Origin of the sequence: Sulfitobacter sp. (genome assembly GCF_036961165.1) — a bacterium.
Taxonomy (GTDB): Bacteria; Pseudomonadota; Alphaproteobacteria; order Rhodobacterales; family Rhodobacteraceae; genus Sulfitobacter.
In genome coordinates, this window is sequence record NZ_JBALVJ010000072.1 from 1 (window position 1) to 16099 (window position 16099).

General features: G+C 58.3%; 16 protein-coding genes. 9 read left to right on the forward strand and 7 right to left on the reverse strand.

Annotation, left to right across the window (positions count from 1 at the left end):
- Positions 1-442 precede the first annotated feature (442 nt).
- The gene (locus V7730_RS18905; protein WP_335749138.1) at positions 443-1027 is read right to left on the reverse strand and encodes a VOC family protein; all 585 of its coding nucleotides are present in this window, start codon (positions 1025-1027) and stop codon (positions 443-445) included.
- 179 nt (positions 1028-1206) lie between these two features.
- Between V7730_RS18905 and V7730_RS18910 the strand changes: the two genes are divergently transcribed.
- The 7 genes from V7730_RS18910 to V7730_RS18940 all read left to right on the forward strand — a co-directional run bounded on the left by V7730_RS18910 (position 1207) and on the right by V7730_RS18940 (position 8325).
- Positions 1207-2253 (forward strand): rod shape-determining protein, encoded by a 1047-nt coding sequence (locus tag V7730_RS18910; protein ID WP_335749139.1) that lies wholly within the window; start codon positions 1207-1209, stop codon positions 2251-2253.
- A 29-nt stretch (positions 2254-2282) separates the two neighbouring features.
- Positions 2283-3197, forward strand: coding sequence for a rod shape-determining protein MreC (mreC, locus tag V7730_RS18915; RefSeq protein ID WP_335749140.1), 915 nt, complete (start codon positions 2283-2285; stop codon positions 3195-3197).
- Positions 3198-3202: 5 nt separating this feature from the next.
- Complete coding sequence (locus tag V7730_RS18920) at positions 3203-3835, forward strand: rod shape-determining protein MreD (RefSeq protein ID WP_335749141.1); 633 nt, start codon at positions 3203-3205, stop codon at positions 3833-3835.
- 21 nt (positions 3836-3856) lie between these two features.
- Positions 3857-5782, forward strand: coding sequence for a penicillin-binding protein 2 (gene mrdA, locus V7730_RS18925; RefSeq protein WP_335749142.1), 1926 nt, complete (start codon positions 3857-3859; stop codon positions 5780-5782).
- Positions 5779-6918, forward strand: coding sequence for a rod shape-determining protein RodA (gene rodA, locus V7730_RS18930; protein ID WP_335749143.1), 1140 nt, complete (start codon positions 5779-5781; stop codon positions 6916-6918). The genes mrdA and rodA overlap by 4 nt, the downstream gene beginning before the upstream one ends.
- 70 nt (positions 6919-6988) lie before the next feature.
- The gene (locus tag V7730_RS18935; protein ID WP_335749144.1) at positions 6989-7399 is read left to right on the forward strand and encodes a VOC family protein; all 411 of its coding nucleotides are present in this window, start codon (positions 6989-6991) and stop codon (positions 7397-7399) included.
- Entirely contained in the window at positions 7396-8325 is a 930-nt protein-coding gene (locus V7730_RS18940; RefSeq protein WP_335749145.1) for a 2-hydroxyacid dehydrogenase, read from the forward strand. The genes V7730_RS18935 and V7730_RS18940 overlap by 4 nt, the downstream gene beginning before the upstream one ends.
- Here V7730_RS18940 and V7730_RS18945 read toward each other — a convergent pair.
- The 6 genes from V7730_RS18945 to V7730_RS18970 all read right to left on the reverse strand — a co-directional run bounded on the left by V7730_RS18945 (position 8322) and on the right by V7730_RS18970 (position 14844).
- Positions 8322-10334: a M3 family metallopeptidase gene (locus V7730_RS18945; RefSeq protein ID WP_335749146.1), complete on the reverse strand. Its 2013-nt coding sequence runs from the start codon at positions 10332-10334 to the stop codon at positions 8322-8324. The two genes, V7730_RS18940 and V7730_RS18945, sit on opposite strands and share 4 nt — an antisense overlap.
- A gap of 52 nt (positions 10335-10386) precedes the next feature.
- Complete coding sequence (locus tag V7730_RS18950) at positions 10387-11391, reverse strand: HesA/MoeB/ThiF family protein (RefSeq protein WP_335749153.1); 1005 nt, start codon at positions 11389-11391, stop codon at positions 10387-10389.
- Between the two features lie 52 nt (positions 11392-11443).
- Positions 11444-11905: a dUTP diphosphatase gene (gene dut, locus V7730_RS18955; protein ID WP_335749147.1), complete on the reverse strand. Its 462-nt coding sequence runs from the start codon at positions 11903-11905 to the stop codon at positions 11444-11446.
- A complete protein-coding gene (coaBC, locus tag V7730_RS18960; protein WP_335749148.1) occupies positions 11902-13098 on the reverse strand; it encodes a bifunctional phosphopantothenoylcysteine decarboxylase/phosphopantothenate--cysteine ligase CoaBC in 1197 nt (398 codons plus the stop codon). The genes dut and coaBC overlap by 4 nt, the downstream gene beginning before the upstream one ends.
- 64 nt (positions 13099-13162) lie before the next feature.
- Complete coding sequence (locus V7730_RS18965; protein ID WP_335749149.1) at positions 13163-13924, reverse strand: ChaN family lipoprotein; 762 nt, start codon at positions 13922-13924, stop codon at positions 13163-13165.
- A 41-nt stretch (positions 13925-13965) separates the two neighbouring features.
- Entirely contained in the window at positions 13966-14844 is an 879-nt protein-coding gene (locus tag V7730_RS18970) for an RNA polymerase factor sigma-32 (RefSeq protein ID WP_335749150.1), read from the reverse strand.
- Positions 14845-14941: 97 nt separating this feature from the next.
- On the opposite strand from V7730_RS18970, the gene cobU reads away from it, so the two are divergent.
- Both cobU and V7730_RS18980 read left to right on the forward strand, forming a co-directional pair.
- A complete protein-coding gene (gene cobU, locus V7730_RS18975; RefSeq protein WP_335749151.1) occupies positions 14942-15463 on the forward strand; it encodes a bifunctional adenosylcobinamide kinase/adenosylcobinamide-phosphate guanylyltransferase in 522 nt (173 codons plus the stop codon).
- Positions 15460-16044: a histidine phosphatase family protein gene (locus tag V7730_RS18980; protein ID WP_335749152.1), complete on the forward strand. Its 585-nt coding sequence runs from the start codon at positions 15460-15462 to the stop codon at positions 16042-16044. Before cobU ends, V7730_RS18980 begins: the two co-directional genes overlap by 4 nt.
- Positions 16045-16099: the final 55 nt, after the last annotated feature.

Consider the following 16099-nt stretch of genomic DNA (forward strand, 5'->3'; position numbering starts at 1 on the left):
CCTTGGTCCACCTTAAGTTGGCTGCAAACTGGTCGAATTACTGGGACCACCTCTCTTAGTCATAATCGGTGTTGTTCTACGAGGCGATAATTTTCTGTCAAATCTGGTAGCGGAGATCATTCTGAGGGGGGTGAGCTTAGATTCCATTGATCCAACATTCGCCGCAATCGTTCTTCTTTGTATTTGGGTTTATACTGGGCATCGGGTCAAACGCTAACTCGGAATTTCGAAGGTCGGCTTCGTCCCGCACTGTGTGAATTCATTGCTTTTGATTTGTTGCACGCTGCGTGAATGACCGCGTTCGACTCTGTGATGCAGCAAGCATTTCGTGGCGGCGCAGCAGATTTCCGCGCTGCGAGCGCATGCAGCAGGATTTGGTCATTTCTGCTCTGGGCTCAGAACTGACCTTCAACTATTGCTAGATCCACCTAAACCGTCGGCATCACCTATAGGGATTCTTCGCCGCGCGATCCTGACTCAGTGATCCCTGCGACCGCTCAACTATCGCGACGCTGGCGTCGGCCAAATGCTCGCGCCCGATCGCCTTATCTCCTCGTGCGACGCGCAGTTTGTGTGCTTCCAGCATGACCTCGGCGTGGCTGGAACCGCGCGGCGGGATGAAGGTGTAGCAAGCAAGTTCGATCAGCAGGCCCAGCGGGTCTTTGAAATAGATCGAATGCATAAAGCCACGGTCTTTGACGCCCGAATGACCGATGCCGCGCGCTTCAAGGCGAGCAGTGGCCTGATCAAACATCGCGCGGTCCAGCTCAAACGCAAGGTGGTGCACACAGCCAGCGTCCATTGGTGTCCGCCTGTGCTCTGGCTTGCGATCCTCGTTGGTAAAGATGGTGATCAAACGGCCATCACCGGGATCGAAATAGAGGTGTCCTTCTTCTGGATCGTCCAGATTTGGCTGGTCAAAGAGGAAAGGCATGCCCAGCAACCCCTCCCAGAAGTCGATACTTGTCTGGCGGTCCGCGCCCATAATCGTGATGTGATGCACACCAAGTGTTTGTATCTTCTTCATTCTGTCACCTCTTTGATCCTGTAAGCCAACAGATCCCTTACCGTCGGACTTCAAGCGGCGCAAAGACGCCGAAACAGGGTCAACTCCCTCTTTAACCCACCGCACCCCGCGCTTATAAGGACGTATCCTGCGTATCTCAGAGACGCGGGTCAATTCGTATTTTGCAAGGTGTTGCCCACATGTCGATCTTTGGAAACCTGCGCGGTCTGTTCTCGTCTGATATGGCGATTGATCTGGGGACTGCGAACACGCTGGTCTATGTGAAGGGCAAAGGCATTGTTTTGTCAGAACCTTCCGTGGTCGCCTATCACGTCAAAGATGGTGTAAAAAGGGTCCTAGCTGTCGGCGAAGACGCCAAGCTGATGCTGGGCCGCACACCGGGCAGCATTGAGGCGATCCGCCCGATGCGCGAAGGCGTAATTGCCGATTTTGATACCGCCGAAGAGATGATCAAACACTTCATCCGCAAGGTGCACAAACGCTCCACCTTCTCCAAGCCAAAGATCATCGTCTGTGTGCCCCATGGCGCGACACCCGTTGAAAAACGTGCGATCCGTCAGTCGGTACTGAGTGCTGGCGCACGCCGCGCGGGCCTGATTGCTGAACCGATTGCTGCGGCAATTGGTGCCGGCATGCCCATCACTGACCCGACCGGCAACATGGTTGTGGACATCGGTGGCGGCACAACCGAGGTCGCGGTTCTGTCGCTTGGCGATATCGTCTACGCCCGCTCTGTGCGCGTGGGTGGTGACCGGATGGACGAAGCGATCATCAGCTACTTGCGCCGTCAGCAGAACCTGTTGGTTGGTGAAACCACCGCCGAGCGGATCAAGACCTCCATCGGCACCGCACGTATGCCCGATGATGGGCGCGGCACCTCAATGCAGGTACGTGGGCGCGATCTTTTGAACGGCGTGCCGAAAGAGATCGAAGTCACGCAGGCCCAAATAGCCGAAGCTCTGGCAGAGCCAGTGCAGCAAATCTGCGAAGCGGTCATGACCGCGCTTGAAACCACGCCGCCCGACCTTGCTGCCGATATTGTTGACCGTGGCGTGATGCTGACCGGTGGTGGCGCGTTGCTGGGTGACCTAGATCTAGCGCTGCGTGAGCAGACCGGTCTGGCGATCTCTGTTGCCGACGAGCCGCTCAATTGTGTGGCGCTGGGAACCGGTAAAGCGCTTGAGTACGAGAAGCAGTTGCGGCACGCTATCGACTACGACAGCTAAAGCAGGCCTGAGGAGGACGTCACGCCGTCATGGCCAGAGACCGATCACAGTCCAGTGACTATACCGGCCCATTGCGCCGCCTTTTAATGGCGGTGCTTGTGCTGGTGTTGGGCGCGGTCTTTTTGCTTTGGCGGATCGACAGCCCGCGGGTAGAGCGGTTTCGCGCGCAGGTTACCGACAAGCTCGTGCCGAACCTTGATTGGGCGATGGCGCCGGTCACAGGAACCGTAAACCTGCTCCGCGACTTCCAAAGCTATCAGCGCCTGACTGAACAAAACCAGGAATTACGCTCGGAACTCCGGCGCATGCAAACGTGGAAAGAGGCGGCCTTGCAGCTTGAGCAAGAGAACGCGCGTCTACTTGACCTTAACAATGTACGGCTCGATCCGCGTCTTACCTATGTCACTGGCGTTGTGATGGCTGATTCCGGCTCTCCGTTCCGGCAGTCGGTTCTGCTGAACGTGGGTGCGCGCGACGGGCTTGTTGAGGGTTGGGCGACGATGGACGGTATCGGCCTTGTGGGTCGGATTTCTGGTGTGGGCGAGAATACCGCGCGGGTGATCCTGCTCACCGATACGTCCAGCCGTATTCCGGCGGTGATCCAACCTTCGGGCCAGCGCGCGATTATTGCCGGCGACAACTCTGCCGCGCCGCCGATTGATTTTCTTGAGAACCCCGATCTGGTGCGCCCCGGCGACCGCGTGATCAGCTCTGGCGATGGCGGCGTGTTTCCCGCAGGCCTGCTGATCGGGCAAATTTCGGCTGACCCAAGCGGCCGTCTACGTGTGCGGCTTGCCGCTGATTTCGAGCGGTTGGAGTTCCTGCGGGTGCTGCGTCATCACGGGACCGATGCGGTAGTCAATTCGCCCTCGGTCATTGCCACTGCGCCCCGCGCCATTACCGAACCAGCGGCGGAAGATGCAACGCCCGCCGTCACGGAATAGCTACCATGGACGAGCTTTCTCCCGTACGCCTGTGGCTGATGCGCAGCGCCTTTGCCGCTTTGACCCTGCTCCTGTTATTTTTCCACCTGCTGCCAATTGATACGCAGCCCGTGAGCCTGTTCACCCCCGACCTTTTCCCGCCTTTGGAAACCATCGATCCTGCTGAAGCACGTTTGCGTGCGCTGCTGGATCAGGGAACGAACCGTGTCTGGGTCGGCCCAGACCTGCTGATCGCCTTTGCCTTCGCTTGGTCCTTGCGGCGGCCCGAATACGTGCCTGCACTGCTGCTAGCGATTCTGTTTTTGCTTACCGATCTGCTGCTTCAGCGCCCGCCCGGTCTATGGGCATTGCTGGCACTTCTTGCCTGCAATAACCTCAGTAACCGCAGCCGGTCTTTACGCGATGCAACCTTCGGCGCTGAATGGATCGCAGTATCGTTACTGCTTGTCGGCATTTTGCTGATGAACCGGATCGTGCTATCTGTTCTCTTGGTCCAGCCCCCGCAACTTAGACTGAGCCTGATGGAGCTGGGCATGACGATACTCGTCTATCCGCTTGTGGTGCTGATCACCCGCACTTTGATGGGCGTGCGACGCGCTGCCCCCGGCGAGCTCGATTCGCTGGGCGGTCGCGGATAGAATGATGATGAGGCAGAACGCATGAGACGCAGCAGAGCCGAAACAGATGCCAGCCACACGAAACTCAGCCGCCGCGCAGCGTTGCTGGGCGGGGCGCAGCTGTTGTTTATGGGCGGTCTGGCGGCGCGTATGCGGTATCTTCAGGTCGATCAAGCCGATCAGTTTCGCCTGCTGGCCGAAGAAAACCGCATCAATATCCGCCTGATCCCGCCGGTTCGCGGCGAAATTTTTGACCGTAACGGCATGCAGTTGGCAAAGAACGTGCCCAGCTATCGCATCGTGATGGTGCGCGAAGATGCAGGCGATTTCCGCGCTGTGATGCAGCGGGTAGCCGATCTGATTAATCTGTCACCAGAACAAACTGAAAGAGCGCTTGAGGAGTTGTCAGATAATTCTGCGCCCTTCTTGCCCGTGACGATTGCCGAAGATGTAAGCTGGGATGCTGTCAGCGCGGTTTCGGTGAATGCCCCCGCCCTGCCCGGTATTTCTCCTGAGGTGGGCAGTACCCGCGTTTATCCACGCGGGTCTGATTTCGCGCATGTGGTGGGCCGTGTTGGACGCGTCAGCCCGAAAGATCTCGAAGCGCTCGAGAATCCGGATGCGGTGCTGCGTATACCCCGTTTCCAGATTGGTAAAATCAACGTGGAGGCACGCGAGGAAGCGCTGCTGCGCGGGGTCGCTGGCACCCGTCAGGTCGAAGTCAACGCGACGGGCCGCGTCATGCGCGAACTAGAGCGCCGCGAGGGACAATCAGGCGCGGATATTCAACTGACCATCGACGCAAATTTACAGAACTACGTGCAAGCCCGACTGAGCGGTGAAAGTGCGGCGGTCGTGATTCTGGATTGCGAAAAAGGAGACATTGTCGCCAATTGCTCTGCTCCATCCTACGATCCCAACCTGTTTATCGGTGGCATCCTGTCTAAAGACTACGATCCGCTGCTGAACGACATTTACCGCCCCCTGGTCAACAAGACCGTTCAGGGCGCTTATCCCCCCGGTTCGACCTTCAAGATGATGACCGCCATGGCCGCGATCGAGGCCGGCATCATCGGGCCGGATGAGACCGTCTATTGCCCCGGCCATTTGGAAATCGGTGGGCGACGCTTCCATTGCTGGAAACGCGCGGGCCACGGCTGGGTTGACCTGGAGACCTCACTTAAAAGCTCTTGCGACGTCTACTACTACGATCTCGCGCTCAAGGTCGGGATCGAAAAGATTTCCGCCATGTCCAACCGCTTTGGTCTGGGGATTAAACACGATCTAGCGCTGAGTTCGGTGAATTCGGGCCTGACGCCCACCAAAGAGTGGAAGCTGCGCCAGAGGGGCGAAGCCTGGGTGATCGGGGACACGGTCAACGCCTCGATTGGTCAGGGCTTTATGCTGGCCACTCCGATGCAACTGGCCATCATGACAGCGCGGCTTGCCACAGGGCGCGAGGTTAAACCGCGCCTGATCAAATCGGTCAACGGGGTCGAGCATCCGGTCAAGGGCAACGATCCGCTTGATATGCGCGAAAGCAATCTGCGGAAAATGCGCAAATCCATGTATGCGGTGGTTAACGACCGGCGCGGCACAGCTTACCGCAGCCGCATAATAGCCGACGGTATGCGCATGGCAGGCAAGACTGGTACCAGTCAGGTCCGCTCTGCCGTCGTTAACAACAGTGAAGTTCCATGGGAGCAGCGCGATCACGCGCTCTTTGTCGGCTTCGCCCCACATGACGCGCCCAAATATGCCTGCGCTGTGCTGGTAGAGCATGGCGGCGGCGGCTCTTCCGTGGCGGCACCGATTGCGCGTGATATCATGCTACAGGCCCTCTACGGCGGAGAGCCTCCGCTGGACGCTTATCCAACCGCAGACCGCGCGCGCATCAAGACCCAACAGCGCAGCTTGAGGGATGTGCAGCCCGATGCCCGCATCAAAAAGGGTAAGGATCAGGCATGAGTTATCTTGAATACACGGTAAAGTCGGTCCCGACCGGCCTGCGCAAAGTATTGTTTCTCAACTGGCCATTGGTCTTGCTGCTGTCGGCAGTGGCGGGCGCCGGTTTCCTGATGCTCTATTCGGTGGCCGGTGGCAGCTATAGCCCGTGGGCCGAGCCACAGATGAAACGTTTTGCCCTTGGTCTAGCTCTGATGGTGGGCGTGGGTTTAGTGCCGATCTGGATGTGGCGCAATCTTGCAGGTGTTGCTTACGGGGCTTCGGTCATCCTTCTGATCGGGGTCGAATTATTTGGTGAAGTGGGGATGGGCGCCCAGCGCTGGATTGACCTTGGCTTTTTTCGCCTGCAACCGTCCGAGATGACAAAGATCACATTGGTAATGTTTCTAGCCGCCTATTATGATTGGCTGCCCGCAAAGAAGACCTCACGCCCTCTTTGGGTACTTCTGCCAGTGCTGATCATCATTGTGCCGACCATTCTGGTTGTGAAACAGCCCGACCTCGGGACGGCGATCTTGTTGCTGGCAGCGGGAGGCGGACTGATGTTCCTCGCCGGTGTGCATTGGGCTTATTTTGCGACGGTGATTGCCGCAGGTGTGGCTTTAATCGCGGCGGTGTTCCAGTCACGCGGCACCGAATGGCAGTTGATTGAGAACTACCAGTTCCGCCGGATTGATACGTTCCTTGACCCCGGATCAGACCCGCTGAACACTGGATATCACATTGCCCAATCCAAGATTGCGCTCGGCTCTGGCGGATGGACCGGACGGGGGTTCATGCAGGGCACCCAATCTCGGCTGAACTTCCTTCCGGAAAAGCACACTGACTTTATCTTCACCACATTAGCCGAGGAATTCGGGTTTGTCGGCGGGATGTCTTTGCTGGTACTTTACGGACTTATCATCGTGTTTTGCGTGGTTTCTGCGATAATGAACAAAGACCGCTTTGCCTCTCTTTTAACGCTTGGGGTTGCGCTGAATTTCTTTTTGTTCTTCGCCGTCAACATGTCGATGGTTATGGGCATGGCCCCTGTTGTGGGTGTACCGCTGCCACTGGTAAGCTATGGTGGATCAGCGATGCTGGTGTTGATGCTAGCCTTTGGCCTGGTTCAGTCAGCCCATGTGCATAGGCCGCGCTGACACGGCTCTTTGCATGGGCGGCTCGCTGGGCTATCTGTGGGCGAACCCCGTCAGATAAGGCTGCCCTTACATGTCCATTTTCCACTTTTCTTTCAATGTCATCGACCTTGACCAGACCCGCGCTTTTTACAGTGGCCTGCTCGGCTGTGCAGAGGGGCGCAGCACCAAAACCTGGGTGGATTTCGATTTCTTCGGCCATCAGCTTTCGTGCCATCTCGGCAAGCCTTTGGCGGTGGAAGCAACCGGTCTCGTCGGCGAGCATAAAGTGCCGATGCCGCATTTCGGCGTTGTGCTGGAGTTTACAGAATGGCGTGCTCTGGCTGACAAACTAGTGGCCGAGGGTGTCGACTTTGTTCTTGAACCTCAAACCCGCTTTCCCGGGGAGCCGGGAGAGCAGTCCACAGTGTTCTTCATGGACCCGTCAGGTAACCCGATCGAAGTCAAAGGGTTGGCAGATATGAAAGGAGCGTTTGCGAAATGATCAATGTTCTTTTTGCCGCCCGCTCAGACTGTTGGGATACCTATGAGGCGCCCCTACTCAATGCCCTGAAAGCCGCGGGCATCAAAGCGCATCTAGCGCAAGACATCCCGCCTGCCGAGGTGGATTACATCGTCTACGCCCCGAACAGTGATCTGCAAGATTTCACGCCCTACACCCGCGCCAAAGCGGTCCTGAACCTATGGGCCGGTGTTGAGAAGATCACCGGCAACGAGACGCTGCGCATCCCTCTTGCGCGGATGGTTGATCCAGGCCTGACCAAAGGGATGGTCGAATGGGTGACAGGCCATGTGCTGCGGTACCATCTGGGGATGGACGCGCATATTGTGAACCCGTCCCACGAGTGGAGCACCAAAGCCCCACCACTCGCGCAAGAACGCGAGGTCGTCATATTTGGTCTCGGCGCTCTGGGTACGGCCTGCGCCAACGCGCTGCTCTCTCTCGGGTTCCGGGTTGCCGGCTGGTCCCGCAGCCCCAAATCTGTAGAGGGCGTAACCTGTTTGAATGGCGATGACGGTTTCGCCGAAGCACTCGGCCGAGCCGAGATTGCGGTAACGTTGCTACCCGACACCCCAGCGACTACAGACATCTTTAATGCCGAAACACTGGCACTGATGCCGCGCGGCGCGTTCATCATCAATCCAGGTCGTGGTCCGCTAATCGATGACGATGCTCTGATTGCGGCGCTCGATAGTGGACAGATTGCTCATGCAACGCTGGATGTTTTCCGGATTGAGCCGTTGCCGCAGGAGCACCCCTTTTGGGCGCACCCCGGCGTCACTGTCACACCCCACATCGCCGCCGAAACCCGCGCCAGCACCGCAAGCGGCGAGATCGTCGAAAACATTCGGCGGGGTGAGGCTGGCGAGCCCAATCTGAACCTCGTTGATCGCGCGCTTGGCTATTAAGCCGCGATCAGCCCGCGGCCTTTGAGTAGCGCTTCAACACCTGGCAAGCGGCCACGGAAGGCGACATAAAGCTCTGCCGCATCGCGGCTACCGCCGGTGGAGAGGATGTTCTGTTCCAGCGCGCGGGCGCGTTCAGGGTCGAACGCGCCGCCTGCTTCCTCGAACGCCTCAAAGGCATCGGCGTCCATCACTTCGGACCACATGTAGCTGTAGTAGCCGCTGGAATACCCATCGCCCGAGAACACATGCGCAAATTGCGGCGTGGCATGGCGCATCGTGATAGCCGAAGGCATCCCGATATCTTCGAGCACGGCGCGCTGCTTTTCCATCACATCGGCCGACGGCTCACCCTCGTGGAAAGCCAGATCAACCAACGCTGAGGCCACATATTCTACTGTCTGGAAGCCCATATCGAAGGTCGCAGCACCAAGGACCTTGTCCAGCATCTCTTTCGGCATCGCCTCACCGGTTTTGGCATGGGTCGCAAATTCAGCCAACACTTCGGGCACCTCCAGCCAATGCTCATAAAGCTGACTGGGCAATTCCACAAAATCGCGCGCGACAGAGGTGCCAGAGATGCTCTCATACGTCACGTTCGACAGCATCTGGTGCAGGGCATGGCCGAACTCGTGAAACAGTGTGCGCGCATCGTCATAGGACAGCAGCGCCGGTTCACCCTTGGCGAAGTTGCATACGTTGATGACCACGGGTGTCTGAACCTGTGGAAACTTCGCCTGTGAGCGCATCGCCGAGCACCACGCGCCTGACCGTTTGGAACCGCGGGCAAAGTAGTCACCGATAAAGACCGCTACATGCGCCCCGTTGCGCGTGACTTCCCATGCGCGGCAATCAGCATGGTAGAGCGGCACGTCCAACGGCTTGAACTCCAGCCCGAAAAGGCGGGTCGCACAAGAGAACGACGCCTCGATCATCCGGTCGAGTTGGAAGTAGGGCTTGAGCGCTGCCTCATCCAAATCATGCTCTGCCGCGCGGCGCTTCTCAGCATAATAGCGCCAGTCCCATGGGGCCAGATCTCCGTTCACGCCATCATCGCGCATCATCTGTTGCAAGACTTCGGCGTCCGCGTTTGCCTGTGCCTTGGCCGGCTCCCAAACCTGCATCAACAGGTTGCGCACAGCGTCAGGTGTTTTCGCCATCTCAGTCTCAAGCTTGTAGTCGGCAAAGCTATCATACCCCAAAAGCGCTGCACGCTCTTTACGCAGGGCCAGTGTTTCTGCGGCGATGGCGCGGTTGTCCGTCTCGCCACTATTTGCACCGCGTGCTTCCCAAGCCTTGAAGGCTGTCTCACGCAGATCGCGGCGGGGGCTGAATTGCAAGAAAGGCGTGATAAGCGACCGCGACAGCGTGACCACAGGCCCGCCTGCGTCTTTTTCTTCGCCCGCCGCGCGGGCCGTATCGACGACAAAATCCGGCAAGCCTCCCAGATCGGACTCATCCAGCTTCATGAACCAGCTACGCTCATCCGCGAGCAAGTTTTGCGTGAACTGGGTGCCCAGAACGGCCAGCCGTCCCTTGATCTCTTTCATGCGCGCTTCTTGCACGCCAGTCAGCGCAGAGCCGGACCGTACAAAGCCACGGTGCGTGAGCATCAGCACCCGCGCCTGCTCATCACTCAGGCCCAGTGTATCGCGACTTTCCCAGACTGCATTGATCCGCCCAAACAGCGCCTTGTTGCTGGAAATCTCGGAAAAATGGGCCGAAAGCTTGGGTGAGAAATCGCGCTGTAAGGCTTCACGCTCAGGCGTGCTATCGGCACCTGCAACAGTGTAGAACACACCCAAGACCTGATCCAACAGATTTCCTGCGGCCTCCAACGCCTCAACCGTATTTGCGAAATCGGCAGGCTCCGGATTGCTGGCAATCGCGTCAATCTCGGCGCTGTGGGCTGCCAGAGCTTCTTCTAACGCGGGCGCAAAATCTTCATCCGCGACCTTGTCAAAAGGGGCGATCCCAAAAGGGGTTTTCCAGTCTTGCAGCAGAGTGTTCATTAGCGGTCTCCTTTGCACTCAAACTAGGAGCGCGGTGCGGGGGATACAACGTTCAGGCGTGGGTATGGGCGCAAATCGGGCAATCGTTACGCGGCGTGATGCGAATGTTGCGGTTTTCACCATAGAGCGCGTCATAGATCACCATCTGGCCACGCAGGGGCGCACCCGCACCGGAGATCAGCTTGACGGCCTCAACAGCCATCATCGCGCCCACCACACCTGGCAACGGCCCGATCACTCCGGCCTCAGAGCAACTGGGCGCAAGATGGGCAGCGGGGGCTTGAGGGAAAATGCATTGATAGCAGGGGGCACCACGCGCTGGATCAAAAACACTCAGCTGCCCTTCCCACTGGCTCAACGCGCCAGAGATTAGGGGCACACCCGCCTGCACACAGATCGCATTGACCAGATAGCGTGTTTCAAAATTGTCGGTGCCGTCCAGCACCAGATCATACTCCGCAATCAATTCAGCGGCGATGCCTTTATCCAACCTGCGATGATAGGGGCGCACGGTGACGAAGGGGTTTTGCGCTTCCATCTCGGCCTGGGCCGAGAACACCTTGGGCATGCCGATAGATGCGTCTTTATGGATGACCTGACGGTGCAGGTTGGTGTTCTCAACTATGTCCGCATCAATGACACCGATGGTGCCAACGCCGGCGGCTGCCAGATATTGCAGGGCTGGCGCGCCAAGCCCACCTGCCCCGACCACAAGCACTTTGGCGTTCTTGAGGGCTTTTTGACCCGCACCGCCCACTTCGCGCAGGGTTATGTGGCGGGCATAGCGGTTAAGCTCTGTCTCGGAAAAGCTGCCCGAACGGCCCGCGGGTTGAGACTGCTTCTTTTTATCCACGCCTGTGCGCGTGCGTAGACGCGAGATGACCCGTGAATAGGCCCATATCACCGCCCCAATTGACACCACGATAAGCCAGATCATCGCATTCCCACCAGTCGCTGCCCGCAAAGGATGCCCTTCAGGGAAAACAAGTTGCACGCCGATCACCGCCACCAGCAGAACACTGATCATGATCCAACGCGCGGGGCGTGGCGTGCGCATAACTGCGCCCAAACCCCAGATAGCTGCCGCAAGAATAAATACCAGCACCCGCTTACTCCATTCCGGTAGAGCCGAAACCGCCCCTGCCGCGAGCGGTGGTCTCCAGCTCGTCAACCACCTGGAATGTAGCCTGCACTACTGGTGCGACCACCATTTGTGCAATCCGCATGCCGTGCTCAATGATGAAAGGGGCATCGCCTGCGTTCATTACAATCACACCCAAAGGGCCGCGATAGTCAGTATCAATCGTGCCAGGGCTATTGGGCAGCGTGATCCCGTGTTTCAGAGCAAGGCCAGAACGCGGGCGGATCTGCACTTCATACCCTTCGGGAATGGCAAGGCGCAGGCCAGTGGGGATCAGCGCACGCGCGCCAACCTCCAGCGTCACAGCCCGTTGATCGGGCAGGTTCGCTCGCAGATCGGCTCCTGCTGCGCCAAGGGTTTCGTATCGGGGCAACCCAACCGTGCGGTCGGCATCTGCCTCCCACATTAGGCGAATATCGACACCGCTCATCCCGTGATCGCGGCAGCGATGCGAGCGGCCAGCTTTTGCGCCACTGCGTCTTTACCCATGCGCGGCCATTCTTCTGCGCCCTCATCACTGATCAGCGTCACGGCATTTTCGCTGCCGCCCATGATACCGGTCGCAGGAGAGACATCGTTTGCCACAATCCAGTCACAGCCCTTGCGCAGGCGCTTGGCCGTCGCATTTTCAATCACGTCATTGGTTTCGGCGGCGAACCCAACAACAAGAGGCGGACGGCCTGCGGTCATCTGGCTAACGCCGCGAAGGATGTCGGGATTTTCCGCAAACTCCAACACTGGCAGGCCGTCTTTGGATTTCTTGAGCTTGCGGTCTGAGGCGGAGCTCACACGCCAATCGGCCACAGCAGCGGCAAAAACGGCAACATCTGCTGGCAACGCCGCCTCAACCGCATCCTTCATTTGCTGAGCGGTTTGTACCGCGATCACCTCTACCCCATCGGGTGGCGGCACATCGGCAGGGCCGGTGACAAACACCACATGCGCGCCAAGCTGCGCCAATGCGCGTGCCAGTGCGGTCCCCTGCGCGCCGGAAGATCGGTTGGCGATGTAGCGGACAGGATCAATCGGCTCATGCGTGGGGCCGGACGTGACAAGTACACGGCGCCCCTTCAAAGGTCCGTCTGCTAGTGCGCCTTCGACAGCGGCGACAATCTCTAACGGTTCAGACATGCGGCCGGGGCCGAATTCACCGCAGGCCATGTCACCCGAATTGGGGCCCACCACCGTGATGCCATCACCGCGCAGGGTCGCAAGGTTGCGCTGGGTCGCAGCGTGTTCCCACATACGTACATTCATGGCCGGAACGATCATAACGGGGGTGTCGGTGGCCAGCAGCAGGGTTGAGGCCAGATCATTGGCGAGCCCGCCCGCCATTTTCGCCATCAGATCAGCCGTCGCCGGAGCCACCACAACCAAGTCGGCAACGCGGCTCAGCTGGATATGGCCCATCTCGGCCTCATCCCCCAGATCAAACAGATCGCGAAATACCTTCCTGCCTGCCAAGGCAGAGACAGACAGCGGCGTGACAAATTCCTCGCCCGCACGGGTGAGGACAGGGGTCACAACCGCGCCGCGTTCGCGCAAACGGCGGATCAGATCAAGGGATTTAAACGCAGCGATTCCGCCACCGATGATTAGTAGAATGTGGTTACCGGCTAACATGATACGCCCCTCGGGTGGCTAATTCGGGTTCAACATAGGCGGCGCGCCCCCACAGCACCAGACCCTACTGTTTGAACGCGTCGCAAGGATCGGCCCGTTTTGGCGACGGCGCGTCCAGTGTCAGATTGAAGGTGCCTGTAACATCTGCTCCGTCCTCACCTTGACCCAACACAAACACCGTTACATCACGCGCTGCATAGGCAAGCAGCGCGGGCATGCCCCAATCGCTGCGCGCATGCCCATTGCCCGTAATCACCACGATGGGACCACCTGTTGCCCGCAAGGCGCGCAGCGTCGCATCGGCCAGCGCCACATCACGCAGGCGTTGCGCGGTCACCATTACCGGCAACATCTCTTCCGGCAAAGCATCACAATGAGCCGCAGCTTGCAAGGCCTCCCGCGCGGCCTGCTCTTTAGCATCAACGGGTTGGTCGAGCCCGAAAAGCGCTGCAAGCGGGTGCTTTACGATGGGGTTTTCCAACCGGTCGCGCAGTTCCTCGCGCGGGACAAGAGCACCAAATATGGCTACTCCACGTGCCGCTTCGAAAACAGGGAAATACAGATCGAACGACGGCCAACCATTTTGTGACCAGTCAATTGCCGCGTCCAGTTCTGCCTGATCTGCCCAGTCGAAATTGGCATTTGCAGCCTGTCGGGGCTTCAGCATCTCGAAAACCAGCGCTTGCGGGGCAAGGGCTGAAGTCCACTCTGCCTGTCGTTGATGGTGAGCTGGGTTGTCATGCTGTTCCCCCAGCACCACCACATCGGCATCACGGGCAGCTTGCGGCACTTCCGCTGCTGCAGCGCACGAAAAAAGCGCAGCCACGAAGGCCGCGCTTAATGTTCTTACGGTGGGTAAGGATATGTTCATGAAAGGAAGTGGTGAACTTCCTGTGACTGCATTTCAAGCGACTTGCGCATCTTTTGGAACGCCGCTGCTTCCAGCTGGCGCACACGCTCCTTGCTGAGGCTCAGCTCTTGGCCGAGGCTCTCCAAAGTGCGGGGGGAATCCCGGAGTTTACGCTCACGTACAATGAACTGCTCACGCTCGTTTAGGGCGGACATTGCAGCCACGAGCCATGTGCGCAACTGCGCCGTGTCGTGGCTTTCTTCCACACGCTCTGCCGCTTGGGCGCTGTTGTCTTCCAGCGCGTCGATCCACTCGCGCCCCTCATCTTCAGAGGACTGGGTCGCGTTCAGCGAATAGTCTGAACCGGACAAACGTCCTTCCATCATCTCAACGTCATGCAAAGGTACGCCAATCTCGGTCGAGATCATCTGACGCAATTGGTAACCGTCCAATTTTTCGCCCGCGCTTGCCGCCTCACGTTCCAACCGTGCCTGCACCCGACGCATGTTGAAAAAGAGTGATTTCTGAGAGGAAGTAGAGCCAGTGCGAACCATAGACCAGTTGCGCATCACATGATCCTGAATGGAGGCCTTGATCCACCAAACGGCGTAGGTCGAAAAGCGCACGCCGCGATCCGGATCGAACTTATCGGCGGCTTTCATCAGCCCCAAACCCGCCTCTTGGATCAGGTCATTCATCGGCGCGCCGTAACGCTTGAATTTCGATGCCATCGAGATGGCCAAACGCATGTATGCGTTTATCAGTCGGTGGAGAGATGCCTCGTCGCGTTGATCACGCCAAGCATATGCCAGCTTCAGCTCTGTTTCGGCGTCCAGAAGCTCGGCTTTCATTGCCGTACGAGTGAGTGAGAAGTCCTGCGCAGTTCCAATCGCCATCTGTTCCATCTCCCTAGATTATGTAGTCACCTTGAAGTGGCGCTTTGTTAAGATTACGCATGAGGCGACATAAAGGTTCACAAAAAGGTTGGAGAAAATGTTGCCCACAGGGACATTCGTTCTGGGAGGCGCGGCTTCGGGAAAATCCGAATGGGCCGAAAACTTCGTCCTTTCCAGTGGATTGAAGGTGGCCTACCTCGCCACGGGGCGCGCGGAAGATGACGAAACACGTTTTCGTGTAGACGCCCACAAAGCCCGCCGTGACGATCGTTGGATGACAATCGAAGAGCCTCTTGATCTGGCCGACCCATTGGCGACATTGGCGCCTGATATGCCGGTCTTGGTCGACTGTGCCACGATGTGGTTAAGCAACCAAATGATGGCGGACGCGGATATCGCAGTCGCGACAGAAAACCTGCTGGAGGCGCTGCGCAGCTGCCCCGCACCTTGGGTCATCGTCTCGAATGAAGTCGGACATGGGATCGTGCCGGACAACAAATTGGCCCGTCGATTCCGCGAGGCCCAAGGACGGTTGAACATCGCCCTGGCACGTGAAGCAGATTTGGCGGTGATGGTGGTGGCGGGCCTGCCGCAAGTTTTGAAAGGGACCCTCCCATGACCACTTGGCACTGGGTGCGGCACGGCCCCACACATGAAAAAAGCTTTGTTGGCTGGCGCGATGTCCCTGCCGATCTTTCTGACACAGCCATGATTGAACGGGTGCGCGATGATTTACCCGACGATGCCGTTGTAGTGTCCTCCGATTTGATCCGGTCAGTCGCCACAGCCGACGCCCTGAGCGCGCCCCGCCATACCCGTCTGCCGCATGAGCCGGACTTGCGCGAAATCCACTTCGGAGTCTGGGATGGCATGCGCTTTGACGCCGTAGCGGCGCGCGATCCGGAACTAAGCCGCGCGTTCTGGGAACAACCCGGTGACATCCGCGCGCCTGAGGGCGAAAGCTGGAACCAGACAATGGCGCGGGTGAGCGCCGTGGTAGATCGCCTGAACGCTGCCCATCCGCAAAGCCACATCATCGCGGTAGCACATTTTGGCGTGATCCTAACGCAGGTACAGCGCGCCCTTCGCGTTTCGGCCTATGAGGCGATGTTGCATAAGATCGACAACATCTCGGTCACCACGCTGCAGCATTTAGGAAATGATCGGTGGGACGTCGCGCGTATTAATCACCTTCCTTGATGTGAAGTGGTCCTGCTTTTTAGGACAGTTTTGCGGCTTGGCTAAGATGCATCTG

What these genes read in the sequence shown, in the direction of transcription:
- V7730_RS18970 (WP_335749150.1), bottom strand. Translation starts at nt 14,844, where the DNA reads ATGGCGATTGGAACTGCGCAGGACTTCTCACTCACTCGTACGGCAATG.
- V7730_RS18940 (WP_335749145.1), top strand. Translation starts at nt 7,396, where the DNA reads ATGATCAATGTTCTTTTTGCCGCCCGCTCAGACTGTTGGGATACCTAT.
- V7730_RS18935 (WP_335749144.1), top strand. Translation starts at nt 6,989, where the DNA reads ATGTCCATTTTCCACTTTTCTTTCAATGTCATCGACCTTGACCAGACC.
- rodA (WP_335749143.1), top strand. Translation starts at nt 5,779, where the DNA reads ATGAGTTATCTTGAATACACGGTAAAGTCGGTCCCGACCGGCCTGCGC.
- V7730_RS18945 (WP_335749146.1), bottom strand. Translation starts at nt 10,334, where the DNA reads ATGAACACTCTGCTGCAAGACTGGAAAACCCCTTTTGGGATCGCCCCT.
- coaBC (WP_335749148.1), bottom strand. Translation starts at nt 13,098, where the DNA reads ATGTTAGCCGGTAACCACATTCTACTAATCATCGGTGGCGGAATCGCT.
- V7730_RS18920 (WP_335749141.1), top strand. Translation starts at nt 3,203, where the DNA reads ATGGACGAGCTTTCTCCCGTACGCCTGTGGCTGATGCGCAGCGCCTTT.
- V7730_RS18980 (WP_335749152.1), top strand. Translation starts at nt 15,460, where the DNA reads ATGACCACTTGGCACTGGGTGCGGCACGGCCCCACACATGAAAAAAGC.
- V7730_RS18905 (WP_335749138.1), bottom strand. Translation starts at nt 1,027, where the DNA reads ATGAAGAAGATACAAACACTTGGTGTGCATCACATCACGATTATGGGC.
- mreC (WP_335749140.1), top strand. Translation starts at nt 2,283, where the DNA reads ATGGCCAGAGACCGATCACAGTCCAGTGACTATACCGGCCCATTGCGC.
- dut (WP_335749147.1), bottom strand. Translation starts at nt 11,905, where the DNA reads ATGAGCGGTGTCGATATTCGCCTAATGTGGGAGGCAGATGCCGACCGC.
- V7730_RS18950 (WP_335749153.1), bottom strand. Translation starts at nt 11,391, where the DNA reads ATGCGCACGCCACGCCCCGCGCGTTGGATCATGATCAGTGTTCTGCTG.
- mrdA (WP_335749142.1), top strand. Translation starts at nt 3,857, where the DNA reads ATGAGACGCAGCAGAGCCGAAACAGATGCCAGCCACACGAAACTCAGC.
- cobU (WP_335749151.1), top strand. Translation starts at nt 14,942, where the DNA reads ATGTTGCCCACAGGGACATTCGTTCTGGGAGGCGCGGCTTCGGGAAAA.
- V7730_RS18910 (WP_335749139.1), top strand. Translation starts at nt 1,207, where the DNA reads ATGTCGATCTTTGGAAACCTGCGCGGTCTGTTCTCGTCTGATATGGCG.